Annotated in this window: 11 protein-coding genes; 3 read left to right on the top strand and 8 right to left on the bottom strand. The window is 40.8% G+C overall.

The window, feature by feature from the left end; all coding sequences use genetic code 11:
* Positions 1 to 18: 18 nt before the first annotated feature.
* From BLW31_RS07725 to BLW31_RS07690, 8 genes are all read right to left on the bottom strand, one after another.
* Complete coding sequence (locus BLW31_RS07725) at positions 19 to 918, bottom strand: IPT/TIG domain-containing protein (protein ID WP_010537369.1); 900 nt, start codon at positions 916 to 918, stop codon at positions 19 to 21.
* 1,125 nt (positions 919 to 2,043) lie between these two features.
* Positions 2,044 to 3,621, bottom strand: a complete 1,578-nt coding sequence (locus BLW31_RS07720) for a beta-N-acetylhexosaminidase (protein WP_010537370.1) — start codon at positions 3,619 to 3,621, stop codon at positions 2,044 to 2,046.
* A gap of 59 nt (positions 3,622 to 3,680) precedes the next feature.
* On the bottom strand, positions 3,681 to 6,119 hold the full coding sequence (locus BLW31_RS07715) for a glycosyl hydrolase family 95 catalytic domain-containing protein (protein WP_010537371.1): 2,439 nt from the start codon (positions 6,117 to 6,119) through the stop codon (positions 3,681 to 3,683).
* A 110-nt stretch (positions 6,120 to 6,229) separates the two neighbouring features.
* Entirely contained in the window at positions 6,230 to 6,724 is a 495-nt protein-coding gene (locus tag BLW31_RS23765; protein ID WP_010537372.1) for a sulfatase-like hydrolase/transferase, read from the bottom strand.
* Between the two features lie 50 nt (positions 6,725 to 6,774).
* Positions 6,775 to 9,462: a glycoside hydrolase family 2 protein gene (locus BLW31_RS07700; RefSeq protein ID WP_010537373.1), complete on the bottom strand. Its 2,688-nt coding sequence runs from the start codon at positions 9,460 to 9,462 to the stop codon at positions 6,775 to 6,777.
* Between the two features lie 313 nt (positions 9,463 to 9,775).
* Positions 9,776 to 10,576, bottom strand: a complete 801-nt coding sequence (locus BLW31_RS25140) for a RagB/SusD family nutrient uptake outer membrane protein (RefSeq protein ID WP_022300797.1) — start codon at positions 10,574 to 10,576, stop codon at positions 9,776 to 9,778.
* Complete coding sequence (locus BLW31_RS25135; protein ID WP_022300796.1) at positions 10,576 to 11,799, bottom strand: RagB/SusD family nutrient uptake outer membrane protein; 1,224 nt, start codon at positions 11,797 to 11,799, stop codon at positions 10,576 to 10,578. Before BLW31_RS25135 ends, BLW31_RS25140 begins: the two co-directional genes overlap by 1 nt.
* Positions 11,800 to 11,809: 10 nt before the next feature.
* On the bottom strand, positions 11,810 to 13,492 hold the full coding sequence (locus BLW31_RS07690; protein ID WP_074759510.1) for a SusC/RagA family TonB-linked outer membrane protein: 1,683 nt from the start codon (positions 13,490 to 13,492) through the stop codon (positions 11,810 to 11,812).
* On the opposite strand from BLW31_RS07690, the gene BLW31_RS07685 reads away from it, so the two are divergent.
* The 3 genes from BLW31_RS07685 to BLW31_RS07675 all read left to right on the top strand — a co-directional run bounded on the left by BLW31_RS07685 (position 13,455) and on the right by BLW31_RS07675 (position 16,792).
* Complete coding sequence (locus BLW31_RS07685) at positions 13,455 to 13,997, top strand: RNA polymerase sigma-70 factor (RefSeq protein ID WP_010537375.1); 543 nt, start codon at positions 13,455 to 13,457, stop codon at positions 13,995 to 13,997. The genes BLW31_RS07690 and BLW31_RS07685 overlap by 38 nt on opposite strands.
* Positions 13,998 to 14,538: 541 nt before the next feature.
* Positions 14,539 to 15,462 (top strand): 23S rRNA (adenine(1618)-N(6))-methyltransferase RlmF, encoded by a 924-nt coding sequence (gene rlmF / locus BLW31_RS07680; RefSeq protein ID WP_029425450.1) that lies wholly within the window; start codon positions 14,539 to 14,541, stop codon positions 15,460 to 15,462.
* 220 nt (positions 15,463 to 15,682) lie between these two features.
* On the top strand, positions 15,683 to 16,792 hold the full coding sequence (locus tag BLW31_RS07675; protein ID WP_022300794.1) for an efflux RND transporter periplasmic adaptor subunit: 1,110 nt from the start codon (positions 15,683 to 15,685) through the stop codon (positions 16,790 to 16,792).
* The last annotated feature ends 5 nt before the right edge of the window (positions 16,793 to 16,797 follow it).

The raw sequence follows: 16,797 nt of genomic DNA, 5'->3' as shown, positions 1-16,797 counted from the left end.
GTTAAAATGCATTTTTCTCTACTTAATTCTAATATATTTTTGATGGGTCAAGTGGGAGTATAATAGTGGGTCAAGTGACTTTATATTTTCCACCATATCTTCAAGTTTGAAGCGGAATAATTGTTTGGTTGCCGTACGGCCATAAAAGTAACCATCTACAGTACAATAAGCTATACAGGATGTGGAGTTGTAGTCAACTTGTTTGTCGGGAGGGTCCTGTGGCTTCAAGTAACGTCGCTTGACTTTCCAGTCGTTGGAAGGATCAATTTCATAAATGACGTTTTTTTGTGTGCTTACAGCATACAGTTTCTCTGTTACTTTATGATACATTACATCATTAACCAGTTCTGATATGATTTTCTTTGACAGGTTCTTTTTCTCACTGATTAATGCAAGACCCCCATTGTGTCCAAACCAAGAATAACATGAATAGTAATTACCTTCCGGATCACAACATCCTACTTTCAATCTCCAGCCTTCAATAGTTGTACTGGCGAGATCTCCGCCAATATTGTATCTACTTCCTGTTTTACCGCATACATTTTCCACTGTAAAACGGGAGATGTAACGGAATTTATTATCAAAGGTAAGAGAATCATTTCCTTTAACTACAGAAATGATGCAGGTATCTCCCGGCAATTTGGGAGCATAGACCATCAGAATATTTCCGGCTGCTTGTGAGATGTAACCTTTCTTTTTATTAAAGTATACTGATAATTTAGAAGCATCTGTTCCCAGATTTTCACCTTCTATTATAATTTTGGAGGAAAGATATCCTGAATCCGGATAAAAAGTAGTTAGTTTTAGAGGGCCATTATAATTACTGCCTGATTTATTGTCATCCGAACAGGCAAACTGCGTTATTACGGATAATCCCATAATGATTGGCAGTAAAGTTTGTGTGATTTTCTTTTTCATAAATAGTATTTAAGTATTAATACTCCTTGTCAAGGAGCGATTTAAGTAACTTTATTTACACCAAGGAGAAGTAGGGAACTTCGCTTGATGAAGTTTCTGAACGGATTGCTAAGATGTATTTTCCATGAATCTGATTTTAGGTGAATGATTAAGGTTATCTTATATGGTTGCCTGTTTTTTTATGGGCAATATTTCATTGTGTTTTCCTAGATATAGGACTTTATCTTACTTTATACTTGATTGATCTTTAATCATGTATGCTTTTGTACTGTTATGCGTACATTAAATGGACTTATTTTTATGAATTCATAAGCAGATTTGTTGATTTATTTATACTAGAAGGTTGACGTGTCATATCTTTTTTTTCTTCAATGCTGAACTATGCTGTTTTGTTTCTATAAAAATACAAATTGTATCTTAGTTCTTGTGGAACTTAATAGTATTAGAGGGAGAAAAGATAAATAATAGTCAATGAGTGTATTATGAATAAGAATGACTTTTATTATGTTTTGAGTACTAAATTAGATACTCAAATTGTAGTATTTTGATGAGGATATGTTGGAAAAAACATTTTATTAGGAGGAAAATAAAGAAAAAATGAGGTTATTATATTATTCTTTAAAAAATAGTTTTATATTTGCACACGTAAAAATGAGATTATTGGTGAATACAAACAGTATTGGATCTATTTAAAGACAGAATCAACCAAGTTCCACAAGAACTTATTTGAAATATCAAAGTTGCCGCATCAAAAAAGTGTCCATTCCTTTATTCCGTAATGAATTAAAGCATCTATAAAACGAGAAATACTGAGTCATTATCAGATTCCTACAAAGACCTTTTATTCTCACTTCAATGAGAATAACTTCTCACCCCTATGAGAAAATTTTCTCATAGAGATGAGTATTTTTTCTCATTAAGGTGAGACTTTTTTCTCAAAGGCATGAGAATACTTTGAGAATATAATAATATATATCTGACTGTGTACTAGTATAATAAAGAATAGTAGTATGCTTCCAACTTTATATGCTATTTGAATAGCTACATAAATGTCCTATCCCTAAAAATAGATAGTTTTTGGCTTGTCTAGTTGGAATAGCACTTAAATGGCTTATAATTGAGATTTTACTTCCTGTCAACTATCTCAAAAGGCACACGTACCGAAACTCCTTTCTTCATCAGGTTAGTCAGATTGGGGTAAAGACGTTGTTTGAATGATTCCCAATTACGGGATTTCATTTGTGTCCATCCGGCTTCTGCCAATGCGAAAGCGCGGGGATATGCCATATAAGTTGCCCGGTTTATGTCCCGTATGGCTTCTCCCCATAAAGTTCCCATAACTCCGGTGATATGAGCCTGATCTTCAGCGGACACGCCATATCCCGGGTCGAATTGATACGACTTTTCTAAAGTAGTAACGGGCATGCCCCAATTATTAAACTCGGGAAAATCTCCTTTCAGTTGCGGATAATCCAGATAAGCGTACTCACCTGGTGCCATGATAAGCGGATTACCATGTTTTCGGGTGAGTTCAAGGCATGTAGGCGTCAATCCTCCGCGCCAACTTACTAAAGTCACGTTTTTGGGATAAGGAAAGAGATAGTCGTTGGCAGGTGGATAAATGTTATTCAGTTCGCACCAAAGTATAGGAGTCTTATCGTTTTCTTGGACGAATGAAAGCATGCGGCTGAAAAAAGGAATCATGAGCTGTGATGCTTTCTGATAACCTAGTTCTTTCATCATAGCCTGACAACGGGTACACTTGGTCCAGTTCTTTTCTATTACAGCTTCGTCGCCTCCTAAATGTATATAATCGGATGGGAACAATGAAGATATTTCTTTGATGATATCCTGATAGACGGAATACACTTTCTCATTATTCGCACACAACATTAAATCTGTAGTTTTACCTACTATCTTAGGCAGCGTATCGGTATGAGTACATCCCAATTCGGGATAGGCAGCTAATATAGCTACTGTATGTCCGGGGATATCCAGTTCGGGAATGACCTCGATATTCCGTTGGGCAGCATATTGGATGATTTCGGCAAGCTGCTCTTGCGTATAATAATCTTTGCCGACCAATTTAGGATGTTTTTTTATTTCGACTCTCCATCCCTGGTCGTCTGTCAAATGCAGTTGGAGTATGTTGTATTTGTAACGTGCCATCTGGTCAATGAAGAACTTCACATCATTTACCGGAAGAAAATGACGGGCAGGGTCGAGCATCAGTGCCCGATGAGAAAAGCGGGGCGCATCATCAATGTGGACAGGAGCAATCTCTTTTTGTGCAGTGGCGCACGCGTCACCTAAAAGAAGCTGATCCATCGTCATGATTCCATAATAGACTGCTCCTGCGGTAGCTCCGCTGATAGTTATTCCTTTGGAAGTTATTTCGATACGATAGTGTTCTTTTCCATCCATTGCAGGATCAATTAACAAGCGGATATCAGCATGGCCGGATTCGGAGGCAAGTGGGATTTCTACTTGCATTCTGTCATATAATATATTTTGCAGTGTATTGGCAGTAAACTGCAACTCCGGCTGACCCATATAGATGGCCGTTTTTCCGGAACGGACAGTGAAGGGTTTCCCTTTTACTGAGGTAATCTGATTGGGCATAGGCAACAATGCCGAAGTGTTATTCTGGGCAACCAGATAACCGGCTAAAAAAAGCAGGCAAAGACAAGTATAAATTTTCATGGTCGATTTGGGGGTAAATGTTTTTGTATTCATTTAAAATGGCATAAGTCTAAGTGTTGTTATTTGATTTTTATTAATCCATTCTCTTTGTCATATTTTAGCTGATAGCTATGTCCTTTTACAGTCTTGAACGAGATTGTTTTATCAGCATACTTCACGGTACAATTCTGTCCTGCCTTAGATAGGAGGGTAGCTTCTTTCAAGAGTCCGTCTTTCCATATAATACCTATCTCGAAATTTCCTTTGGCGCATACACCTTGAATTGAACCGTCTTTCCACGCATCCGGCAGGGCAGGCAGTAATTGGATGAATCCCATATGGCTCTGCAATAGCATTTCTGTAATACCGGCTGTGCCACCAAAGTTTCCGTCAATCTGGAAAGGAGGATGTGTATCCCATAAATTATCCATTGTTCCGTTCTTCAACAGATTGCCAAAAAGGGTATAAGCGTGGTTTCCATCTTGCAAGCGTGCCCATTGGTTCAGCTTCCATCCCATACTCCAACCGGTAGCTCCGTCACCACGATGTACCAATACTACTTTAGCAGCTTCTGCCAGTTCGGGAGTAGTGACAGGAGAAACGGTATGCCCCGGATGTAAGCCGAACAGATGGTTTACATGGCGGTGTTCATCTTTCGGGTCATCAATATCAACCGACCATTCCATTAACTGACCATAGCGTCCTATTTTATAAGGGGTGAGATTGGCAAGTACATGTTCCCATTGCTTACGCTCTTTTTTGTCTATTCCCAGTTCTTTACTTGCTTTGATGGCATCCAATAGGATTTCACGGATTACTGCGTGCACAAATGTAGCTCCCTGATCAATCGGACCGTGCTCCGGTGAAGTAGATGGCGCAGCTGTATATGTGCCGTCGGGCTTATGCCATAGATAATCAACTGCAAAATTCGCACTGCTCTTAATCAGTTCATATCCGGTTTCTTTCAGAAATTTCAGATTTTGGGTGTAATCATAATATTCCCAGACATGGGTTGCCAGCCAGGGACCTGCCATCGGATTAAAATTCCATGACATATCCTGACTTTCCAATGGGGTAGTAAAGCCGAAGATGTTGGCGGAGATAGATGCTGTCCATCCTCTTGCACCAAAATAAGACTGAGCGGTCTTTTCCCCCGGTTTCACTAAGGTGCGGATAAAATCGATTAACGGAAGCATACACTCATCCAGGTTTGTAGAGCAGGCCGGCCAGTAGTTCATTTGGATATTAATGTTGTTATGATAATCCACACGCCAAGGCCCGTCTATGTTGTTATGCCAGATACCTTGCAGGTTGGCGGGCATATTGCCCGGTCGTGAACTGGCTATCAGCAGATAGCGTCCGAACTGATAATAGAGTTTTTCCAAGTAGTAGTCCGGCTGTCCTTTCCGATAGTTTTTTAGTCGTTGTTCTGTCGGCAGATTTGCAGTTTTCACTGTAGGATTCAACTCCAGTTTCACCCGGTTGAACAAAGCGGCGTAGTCTTTATAATGCTCGTCCAGTAAGTTGGTATATCCTTTGGCTACTGCATCCTCCATCCATTGCTGCGTTGTTTCAAGTGGATTAACACCGACATATGTTTTAGGATCGGTGAAGTCCGGTGCGAAATTCATTTTATAATCGGTATCAGCAGTGACATAGAACACCGCTTCATCTGCGTCCTTTATTGTAAGTTTTCCATCTGAATTATTCAAAGTTCCGCCTTTCACTGTAGCTTGGATACGCACTGCATATTTCATTCCGTTGTTCTCCAGAAAAGCAGAATAAACAAGACCGTTACTGCCATCAATAGCGATTTGTCCGGTAGACATCGGATTGGGTGCATAACTGAAAATTAGATTCTGCTTACCTGGTTGGTCGGCACTGAAACGCATGACCATTACATTGGCAGGATAAGAAATAAAATAGTTGCGTTGATAAGCCACATTGTCTTTTTTGAATTGGACTACTGCCATTGCCGAGTCCAGCGACAAGATGCGTTTGTATTCGCTCATCTTTACTGTGTTCAATCCGGTTTCTATATAGAACTCCCCCATGGTGGTGAAATTACCGAAGCGGAAAGGCTTTTCTCCGGAATATTCATAAGGAACTTCACTGTTGAAATTCTCCCGTGTCAGCTTTTCTGCTTTCTGCTGGTCTCCCTCTATAAACGCTTTCCGTATTTCATCCAATATATGAGCCGACTGTTTGTTCACATTCCAATAATAATCCGCTCCCTTCGCTGTGTTAGGACCGCCACGCCAGAGTGTTTTCTCATTAAAAGTAATACGCTCCGCTTCTACTGAACCCAGAATATTGGCACCAATACTTCCGTTGCCGATAGGCAATGATTGTGATTCCCAACTGGTGTCTGATTTTCTACCGTGCCAGATTGCTTGTCCTTCCAAAGTGTTAGGGGTATCAAACCAAATAGAAAGTCCTTTAGTGTATTCTATACTTTCTGCATGTCCCGTAAGGAATGTAAATAAAATACAAAATAGAAACGAGCATTTTTTTCTCATCGTCGTTGTGTTTTTATTAATATTAGGTGTATAATGGAAAATATATTAGATGTCGGTCTTGTGACTCACCGCAAAAATAGTAAAAAAACGACTATCTCCTAAAAAAAATATTATTCTTTTCCATTTTGCTCTGGGTTTCGTTCTATATAGTATCTGATTCTTTCGGACCAGGGCTTGTTTTCGAGTGGAAACACATTAGACCGTTCCGCCCATTTATTCCACTTGATTTCCAGCTTTTTTACTAGTTTTGGATACTGGGCAGACAGGTCTTTCGTTTCAAACGGATCGGTCGATAACTCTATTAATTCCCATGGCTCATTCCGGCTGCCACGTACTAGTTTCCAGTGGTCGGAAATAATGGCGCAGTAGCTCTGATGCTCAAAAAACAGATCTCTGCCTGTGTTCTTGAACAGGCTGAAGCGGATACCATTTTCGGCGAGATTATTTATGTTGGGAGTCTGGATTTCACTTCCGTAACAACCTAGGTCGGAAAAGCCCATATCGTCGCATAAAATCAATACAATGTTAGGAGGAGTACTTGACTGGGCTTTTATGCAGGTGAAGCCTGCTCCTAATAAAAATGAAGTATATAATATTCTATTCATATTATTGCAATTTTAATAAGTTTGTGTTTATCCTATTTATAATGTGGTGATTATTCAAAATCACTCTGCTGTTTCTCTACTTCTCTCAGTTTCAGACGGTTTAATTCCTGTTGCAATTCACGGACACGCTTCTCGCAATCGGATGAAACGGTACTGGCTTTTTCATTGGTACGTCTGTCTGTTGATTGAGCTTGTATCATTTCTTCTTTATTCGTGATCAGAGTATATTCTGAGGGGAAAGTGTGGATAACCAGTTCGCTTGAAACCGGTGTATGTTTGCCTTGCCATACCACTGATGTACGAATCTTAATTTCTCCCGGTGTGGTGGTAGATCTTACAAGTACCGGAGCAGTTCCCCAGAGAACCGGACGGGGATTGGTAAAGGTTGCTTCGTCGGCAACAAGTTGCCCCTGCCCTTCAATTTCAAACTTTACTTCGTAATTGTTTAAACGTTTGATATTTCCGTTTTCATCTGCGATAGCTGCTATTACAGTCACGATGTCCGAACCGTCCGCTTTCATTTGTACTTTTTCATCGTCTGCCCAAAGTAATAATTTTGCAGGACGACGCGCAGGAGTTACTTTGTGTGTTGCAACCACCTTTCCATCCATTATTCCTTCTGCCAAGAGATAGGAATCTGCCTGTTTCCCTTTTCGCGCCAGCTTTTTGTCATACATGACATCAAAGACATCTTTGAATGTGATGATTGGCGAAGGCATGCCGGCTTCATTTACCGGCTTATGATAAGTATATTGTTTGCCTCCTTTACAATATGTAAGACGCACTTCGTCGCAGTTACTATATATTGTCACCTCTTTCGGAGAGAAAGGAGTCATGGCGTTGGCTATGTAAACCATCGGTCCGCTATCCGCTATCAGTCCTTTGTTGGGTTCGGCAGGACGCTGGGAACAGAACATATAATAAGATAGCTTAGGCTGTCGGAAAGCATCCATGATTCCTCCGTAGAATGGATCGGGGTGATACCCCCTCTGGTGGTCGAATGAATGCCAGAGGCAACCGCCCATATGCTGTCTGGGAGTTCTGTATAGTGCATCATAACTGGTGAGTTGATAGTCATTTTTGGCATATCCTTGTGCCTGTATCAACATGGGTACTTCTCCCCAGCCACGGTTGGCCCGACTGGGTGAGTTATGAGAATTCCAGTCGTCTACATTATCTCCCCATTCCCGGGTATAATAGCTGATTTTCGGGTCCAGAGATTCGGTATTAAAGGCTCCCCCGCCTCCATTTATAGGATGGGTAAAGTGGATTGGGAAGTATTCATGTCCTCTTGCAGTAACATCACATCCTGCATAACAATAGGGATACGGATATTCTTCGTTGAGAATATCCACTACATTCTTGGCAAAATCCGCAGGATACCAGGTTTCGTTCAGTATAGGTTCCCACATCCATACACACGGATGATTCCGGTCTCGGCGTACCATATTACGGATATCACTAAATACCCGTTGAGCAAAAATCGGTTCGTCATTCCAGAACTGCCACCCCGGTGTGTTGACTATAACAAACAGTCCCAGTTCATCACAGGCATCCATAAATGCAGGGTCTTGTGGATAATGGGCATTACGGATGACACGCAAACCGGCATCACGTAGTTTTTTTGCATCGCGCCAGTGAAGGCTGTTAGGTAAAGCATTGCCTATTACAGCGTAGTCCTGATGGCGGTTTGCCCCAATGAGAGGATAAGGATAAGGCTTTCCGTTCAGCCAGAAACCGTCTTTACCTTTGAATTCAACGCTGCGAATGCCAATACGTCGGTAATATCCGTCAATAATGTTTTCGGCTCTATCTTTCACATAAACATGGAGCTTATAAAGGTAAGGGCTGTCGGGCGACCAAAGATGTGGTGTTTCTATGGTTGCCTTGCATGAAGATTGTTTGGCTTTCCCATTATTTACCGACAAATTAGTTTCTTTCGAAAGGACACGATTGTCGTTGCGGTCATAAAGTTCATAGACGATTTTTCCGCTGAATGACTTTTCTGAATTATTGCGTATATGGGCATCCAGTTTTAATAATGCTGATTGCTCGGATACTTTGTCAAAGGAGACAAACAATCCCCCTCCGGCAGTTTCATTTTCATAATTGGGATCGGTGATGAATACATGATTGTGGACTATCATCCAGCAATCCCGGTAAATACCTCCAAAGTAAGCAAAGTCGAGTGCATCTTGCGGTTTTCCGGGAGGATAGGAGGGATCATCGCTGTTATCCGCGCATACGGCAATCACATTATCCTCGCCATAGTTCAGATACGGAGTAACATCTACGATAACAGGCAGAAAACCGCCGAAGTGTTCTTTTAGTAATTTTCCGTTCACCCATATTTTCGACTTTCCCATAATGGCTTCGAAATGGAGGAACTGTTGTTTTCCCTTCCAGCTTTGTTCCGGAGTAAAGTGCTTGCGATACCAGACTTCGCCTTGATAATTGATGCATCCGCTTGCTTCTGTAGGCAGGTATTCTATGCCGTCGGGCAAGGATACGACATCCCAGCTTTTGTCATTAAATCCAGATTGCTCCGCTCCTTTGATGTTTCCTTTATGAAAGCGCCAGGCGGGATTCATACTATATATTGTACGTCCTGTGTTGGATAGTGAATAAAAGCCGGCTGTAGAGTAAGATGGTTGGTAGTTGTCTGCATAAGTTCCTGTTTTTCCGGCTAGCATCAGGCAGATGAGCACCGTTTTCCAGAAGATGAGGGGGTGTTTCATAATTCTTAGAGTTTACTTGATTGAGTTTTTTCTCGTATTAATAATTAGGTTATTTTGTTTTGCTATAGAACTTTGTCTGGGCAAGGTACAAATTTTCCCGTACTTCTAAACATTGGACGCTAAGCTTTATTCTTTCTTAAATATTTGCCTGGTTCGTTTGACAGTCTTTTATTATATGCGGGTGGCTTTGCACGGTAGTTAAAGAAGAAGTATTGCAGAAGTTGTAATTATCCTTATTTCCCTTTTTAGGATAATATATATTGTTGTTATCCAGTCTTTTGCAATAACTTCTTCTTCTTCGTTTTTTAATTTTCTACTCTATATTGTCAGATCCTTCATCGGCCTGGAGGGGCCATCCCGGATTCTGATAAATAATAGAAGTATTCAGATCATTAGGATTGGAGGTAGTAATTCTGAAGTGCGTGATAGCGATAGGATTCAGATAATGCGCTTCACACCATGAGTATCCTGCATCGTACATGAGATTATTTGTCTTCACAGTGCGGTAAGGGCATAGATATTTACCACTATTCACATAGCTTGAGACATTGGAAGTTTGTCCTTCCGTCCCTTCTTGTACCAGAAGATTTTTTCCATCCTGCATGTACTGATCCTTTAAATCGGATTCCCATATGTTAACTCCTTGAATTACAAAATGCTTAACTTGGTCCAGTGCTCTCCAGCGTTTCAAATCCAGCATGCGCAGACCTTCCGCCAGCAATTCACAACGCCGTTCACGACGGATATTGTATAATAGAGGAGAGACTTGCTTACCTGCCGAATATGCTGCCCAGTCAAGTTCTTTGGAGAGATCGGTATTGTTCACTGTTACTGTGTAGTCTCTCGGCAATCCGGCTCTTTCACGAAGATCTCCCCAATATCCTGCTGCCTCCGAACCTATGGAAGTGCCGTTATGTTCCATACAGTCAGCTTCGATGTAGTTGAGATAGGCCTCGGCTACACGATATACCGGACAACCTTCAATCGCTGTATTACCATCACGATACCAGTTTCCTGAGAGTCCTTTACGGACCTGATAGCCTGTTACACATCTCTTTTCCGTTATATCCAAAAGTCCTGGAACCTCCGGAAGCAAATCAGGAGTACCATTCATCACATATTCGGACTAAGAGTTTCACCTGGTGTCATCAGAAACAGTTGTAAACGTAAGTCCCTGTTTTTACGTACATCCAATAATGACTTGTCTCCTTTGTACTGGTCGGTTGTATAGATCGGTTTGCCATCACGACAAAGGAAACTTTCTACATATTGCCGGGTAAATCCGGTATTTCCGCCGACACGGATATAGAAAGGAGCTGAATGTACAATTTTATAATCGAGCAGATTATATGCACGCCACAATAATATTTCTGAATATCCTTCCAGGCTATTCGCTGAGAACTGAGCAAAATAGGGGTTACTCATTTTATATTTATCTTCGTCCGTTTTAACTGTTTCATCCATGCAATCTTTCGCTGTATTCTGCATCAAAGCTGCGTTGCCGATTACCTCTTTAGCTGCCTCTTTGGCTTCTTTCAGGAAGAATGCAATTTCCGTGTCGATATTGAAGTCTGCAATGTCCTCTGCTTTTCCCGGCCATCCGCTACCACCCGGTACTAAGGCGGTACCTCTGTGATAAGTCAGCCAGGAGGCTTCGAACAGGGCTGCTCTGGATTTCAATAACAAGGCAGCATTTTTTGTGATTCGGTTCTTGCCACCGGATATATTATTGGTCAGTAAACCGATTGTCTGATCCAAGTCTTCTAAAATAAAGCGTGCTACTTTATGCCGGGGTTCCCGTTTGCTGGCCTGAGTCAGAGGTTCATTTTCATCCGGTAATGTGTTTTTTATAATCGGGAAGTCACCGAAAGTCTCCAGTTTTGACAAGTAATTCTTGGCACGAAGAAAATACATTTCACCAATATAGTGTTTGATGTTTACTTCCGAACCTTCTATCTCTCCTTTTTCAAAACGGGGAACGACTGTTTCGATAAAATAATTAGCTTCACGAATGGCTGCAAAATGCCACGGATCGTTGCTTGCAGGGTTATCATAAGCTTCCGGAACTTTCCATTGACCGGGAATCCATTTCTTATCGTAGTTAGTGGCGGCCTGATTATCAGTTGCATTATCATTTTTCCAGATACCGGCATTAAATCCCTCATGAGTCGTGAAGTTGTAATGCTTTACAGCATAGGCAGCCAAGTCATTTTCGGTAAAGAAAAAGTTGTCCGGGGTTACACTGTCCAAAGGTTCTCTATCCAGAAAATCGTTGCAAGAAGTGAGTATAAAGCTTCCCCCTGTCAGCAAAAATAAGTATTTAATTATCTTTTTCATATGTCATCAATTAAAAGTTAACACTAAATCCTGTGGAGAAAGTATGAGACAGCGGATAAGTCTTTCCCGAACTGTTCGATCCGTCCTTCGCTCCATAACCGGTATTAATCGTTTCCGGGTCAAATCCTTCGGGCAGTCCCGTAAGGGTGAACAAATTTTCTCCAGAGAAGAAGACCCGTAAGTTGGAAATACCAATTTTACGAGTAATCTGGGCAGGTATGGTATATCCTATCTGCAGATTCTTCAACCGTATATAGGCAGCATTCTGAAGATAGCGGGTTTGCGTCTTTTGATTTTTAGCAAAATTGTCAACCAATATACGCGGGAAATAGGCATTCTTGTTAGCGCTCCAGAAATCATCACCTTCCTCGCGGAAGAAATCAAGATGAGAAGTAAAGCAAGCCGACTGCCAGATACCCCCTGTGGCTCCCCAAAACATATTGTCGTTCAGCCAGGCATCACGTTTCGCCACTCCCTGAAAGAATAAACGTACATCAAAACCTTTCCAGGATGCATTTAGATCCAGTCCAAACCGGAACCGTGGAGAAGTATTACCGATGACCTTTTTGTCACCCGGATCGTTAAGGGTAGCTCCATCGGAAATCTTACCGTCGCCATTCAGGTCCCGATACATGATATCACCAGCGCCCCAGTTAGTTCCCAATGCATCCTGTCCACCTTTCGGAAGTGAAGCAAGATGAGCATCCATTTCCTCCTGACTCTTGGTTATGCCAATTGTTTCAAATCCCCATATATCACCGTTATATTTACTGACATACCAAGTAGCTATTTTGCCTGTAGTATTAGGATATTTCAAGATTTTCTGACGGTCATCGGAAAGTAACAGGTGTACTCCGTAATCAAAATCTTTAATACGATCTCTCCATCCCAAATCTAATTCAAAACCGGTAGACTGCATATCTGCATTGTTCATTTTAGGTACATTCGCCCCTAAAGTTACGGGAAGTTCGGGAGCCGGTCCTACCATATTAATCGTCTTTCGGTTGAACCAGTCGAAGCTTACGGTCAGGCGGTTATTCAACATACCTAAGTCAAAGCCTATATTCCATGACCGCATGGTTTCCCAGCCTAATAACGCTGAAATCAAATCCGGTGCATTCGCTGTGTTGGGGCGACTGTTGCTGATTAGCCAATGGGAATTAGGATCTTGAGCAACAAACTTCATTAACTGGATATACGGATATAGATTTTCCGTATTCTGGTTGCCCAGCTCTCCCCAAGAACCACGGATTTTTAGAGTATTGATGATATTGCCGGTAGATTCCATGAATGCCTCACGTGCCACATTCCATCCGGCAGAGAAGGAAGGGAACAAGTTCCAGCGTTTATCTTTTGCAAAACGTGAAGTTCCGTCATACCGGAGATTAACCTCCAACAGATACCGTTCTTTATAATCATAATTGAGTCGACCGAAGAACCCGGCTGTAGCCCAATGTGTCAGTTTGGATTTATCGATTGTCGATTCACCCGTAGCCGCATTAATATTAGGAACAGATTCTGAAATCAAGTCCAATTTGGACGCCTGTAACTGCCGCCATTTATTCACTTCGGCTTGGAAACCGACCATTCCTTTCAGATGGTGTGCATCGGCGAATGATCTGCTGTATTCACTGTATACGTTTGCATTGAAATAATTGGTACGCTCAGCCCCTTCGGTAACTTTCGATAGTATATTTAAAAAATACTACCCGATTCTTTGTGCGTATGGAAATAGGTTTGTGGACTATGAAGAGTCGAAAGAGATAGCTGGAGACGCTATTTTATGGCTGTGGGAACATCGCGAGACGCTTCAGGTCGAGACTTCTTTGGGCAGATATTTACTCAAATCAGTTTACCATAGATCTCTTAATTGTATAAAGCAAAGGCAACTGAAGAACCATGTTGATACTATGTTTTATGAAGAGATGGAAAAACTGATACATGACGTGGAGGCATACCAGTTTCAGGAACTTTCGAAAAGAGTGAAAGAGGCCATAGAGGCATTGCCTGCTTCCTATCGGGAGGCTTTTGTTATGCATCGTTTTACAAAAAAAAGCTATAAAGAAATAGCTGAGGATTCCGGGGTTTCAATGAAAACAATTGCTTACCGTATACAACAGGCAACAAAATTGCTTCGTAAAGATCTTGCAGATTTACTAACTACTATAATTGTTTGTATTATGTCGATAGTTCGTTGACTGTTGAACTTATTTTTCCGGCCGCAGACGCAGAAAAAAAGAACTTTCTTCAAAAAAGAATATTTAATTAATCAGAGAATGCTGTGATTGTATCGCAGATAAATAAAGAATAGAAAATCGCCTGCATTTGCTAAAATGAAAATCATCCTTTCTTTTATTTAAAGAATAAGCTGAATATATTGCTATGCTTTTACTTCTTTTAGCTGTCATTTGAATAATGAAATCTCTGGTAGATAGACATTGTGCTTAACTTAGTCTTTTCGGTATTTATGATTAACCAGTACGAAAACAATTTGCATGTTGTTGCACTTATTTATGCATTTTTATTCTCTGTTTTGTTACTTTTAGTGCAACTGTATTTTGGATGTTATCTTAAAAATAGAACATTATTGTTTAGTAGTATATACCATGCTTGAAGTTGAATAGTGTCTCTCGAATGACGGAAAGTTATGTAAGAAGTAAAAGGAAGGTGTGTTGTATCCTCATTATTTAAATTAAAAAGTCATTTGCAGACAGAAAGATTCTCTGTATCTTTGCCGTCATGGCAGAAAGAAGTGAATTACATCCAAGAAACAAGCACAATGGGCAGTATGATTTTTCTCTATTGACAGAAAATTGTCCATCATTAAAGAAGTTTGTGCAGCTTAATCCTTATGGAAAACAAACAATAAATTTTTTTAATCCACAGGCGGTGAAAGCTTTAAACAAAGCGTTGCTAGTGACTCATTATGGTATCCGCTATTGGGATATTCCCAAGAACTATTTGTGTCCACCTATCCCTGGACGTGCAGACTATATTCATTATATTGCTGATTTGATTGATCCCGAAGGAGTAAATATGATGGTAAAAGAAGAATGTGACGACCAGCCAAGGAGACAGTGTAGATGTCTGGATATCGGTGTGGGTGCAAACTGTATTTATCCTATTATCGGGCATGTTGAGTATGGATGGACATTTGTGGGGTCTGATATTGATCCGCTATCTATAGAAAATGCACGAAAGATAGTGACTTGTAATCCTGTACTAGCGCATAAGATTGATTTGCGACTTCAGAAAGACAACCGGAAGATTTTTGATGGAATCATCGCTCCCGATGAATATTTTGATGTGACGATTTGCAATCCTCCATTCCATAGTTCGAGAGAAGAAGCGGAAGATGGGACATTACGTAAATTAAGTAGTCTGAAAGGGGAAACAGTAAAGAAAGCCAAACTGAATTTCGGTGGAAATGCGAATGAACTTTGGTGTGAGGGTGGAGAATTACGTTTTCTGCTGAATATGATTTCCGAGAGTCAGAAATACCGGGTAAATTGTGGATGGTTTACGAGTTTGGTTTCTAAAGAGAAGAATCTGGATAAACTATATGCTAAACTGAAAGCTGTACACGCATCGGAATATAAGATTATTCGAATGTATCAGGGTACGAAAAGTAGCAGAATATTAGCTTGGCGATTTGGGAAATAGAAAACTTTTTCTGGAATATTATCCGTTGAGGGATTGGCTTTTAGTCAATCCCTTATTTGTGTGTACATTCCTGGAATCAGATAGGTTGTTTTTAAAAAGAAAAATATGGTCTCTAATAAGATTCTAATAGGATTCTAACTATTCTCTAACAGGCCCTCCGAAAGAAGCCGTCTATCTTTGCGTCCGAAAATTCGGTTACTAACTTAACTTATGTTTGATTATGATGATGAAGAGAGAGTTACACATGTTCTTTGTTTGCAGTTTATTGTTTTTTACCGCATGTGGGAATAAGCAGGAATCAGAGCAAAAAAGTGGTTGTCGTATAGAAGGTGATACAGTCTATGTAACAGACCATTTCTTACTTGAAAAAATCAAAGTATCAGAGACAGAATCGGAACCCTATTCCAAGAAAGTGATAACATCCGGTATGGTACGTCCCATTCCTACCCGTTATGCTTACGTTGCTCCTCCATTTGCAGGGAGGGTCACAAAATCTTATGTACGAATCGGACAACCGGTACATCAGGGGACACCTTTATTTGAAATCAGTTCTCCTGACTTTACTTCCGCACAGAAAGAATATTTTCAGGCAGTTTCATCGAGGGAACTAGCGAAAAAAGACTTGAAACGTAAAGAAGACCTGATAAAGAATGGCGTCAGTTCACAGAAGGAACTGGAAGAAGCCCAGAATGCTTTATTGATAGCGGATAAGGAGTTTGAGAATGCTTCAGCCGCATTACGGGTATATCAAGTGGACAATCTTGGGGAAATGATATTAGGGCAGCCGTTGATTGTTCGTTCTCCTATTTCCGGTGTCGTGATCAAGGATAATATCGTTACGGGCCAGTATCTGAAGGATGATACGGAGCCGATAGCTATCGTTGCTGATTTGTCGGAGGTCTGGATTACAGCTCAGGTAAAGGAAAAAGATATCCGGTTTATAAATGAAGGCAGCAGTTTGGATATAGAAATTTCAGCATTACCCGGTACGGTTATTAAAGGTAATGTATATCACGTAGAGGAGGCGGTAGATGAAGAAACCCGTTCCATTCAGGTGCTTTCGGTCTGCGATAATTCGGACGGACATTTGAAATTGGGCATGTATACTACTATGCATTTCCTGAGTGCTCCGGTCGAACAAATTCAAATTCCGGAAAAAGCATTATTACAGGGCGAAAAGGATAGTTATGTATTTGTGCAGATTGCTCCGGCAATTTTTGTACGGACGTTGGTGATGGTGGAGACAACAGAAAACGGAATAGCTGTAATTAGCCAAGGACTGTGTCCCGGAGATAAGATAATCAGTGAGGGAGGATATTATTTAAAGTAAGAAAT

Origin of the sequence: Bacteroides faecis MAJ27, from assembly GCF_900106755.1 — a bacterium.
Lineage (GTDB): Bacteria > Bacteroidota > Bacteroidia > Bacteroidales > Bacteroidaceae > Bacteroides > Bacteroides faecis.
The sequence above is the reverse complement of the archived record's forward strand: the minus strand, read 5'-3'. Positions and strand labels throughout refer to the sequence as shown.

Excerpts from the sequence above, each read along its gene's own strand:
- BLW31_RS25135 (WP_022300796.1), bottom strand. The coding sequence starts at position 11,799 with ATGAAAAAGATAATTAAATACTTATTTTTGCTGACAGGGGGAAGCTTT.
- BLW31_RS07720 (WP_010537370.1), bottom strand. The coding sequence starts at position 3,621 with ATGAAAATTTATACTTGTCTTTGCCTGCTTTTTTTAGCCGGTTATCTG.
- BLW31_RS07725 (WP_010537369.1), bottom strand. The coding sequence starts at position 918 with ATGAAAAAGAAAATCACACAAACTTTACTGCCAATCATTATGGGATTA.
- BLW31_RS25140 (WP_022300797.1), bottom strand. The coding sequence starts at position 10,576 with ATGAATGGTACTCCTGATTTGCTTCCGGAGGTTCCAGGACTTTTGGAT.
- BLW31_RS07715 (WP_010537371.1), bottom strand. The coding sequence starts at position 6,119 with ATGAGAAAAAAATGCTCGTTTCTATTTTGTATTTTATTTACATTCCTT.
- BLW31_RS07675 (WP_022300794.1), top strand. The coding sequence starts at position 15,683 with ATGATGATGAAGAGAGAGTTACACATGTTCTTTGTTTGCAGTTTATTG.
- BLW31_RS23765 (WP_010537372.1), bottom strand. The coding sequence starts at position 6,724 with ATGAATAGAATATTATATACTTCATTTTTATTAGGAGCAGGCTTCACC.
- BLW31_RS07700 (WP_010537373.1), bottom strand. The coding sequence starts at position 9,462 with ATGAAACACCCCCTCATCTTCTGGAAAACGGTGCTCATCTGCCTGATG.
- rlmF (WP_029425450.1), top strand. The coding sequence starts at position 14,539 with ATGGCAGAAAGAAGTGAATTACATCCAAGAAACAAGCACAATGGGCAG.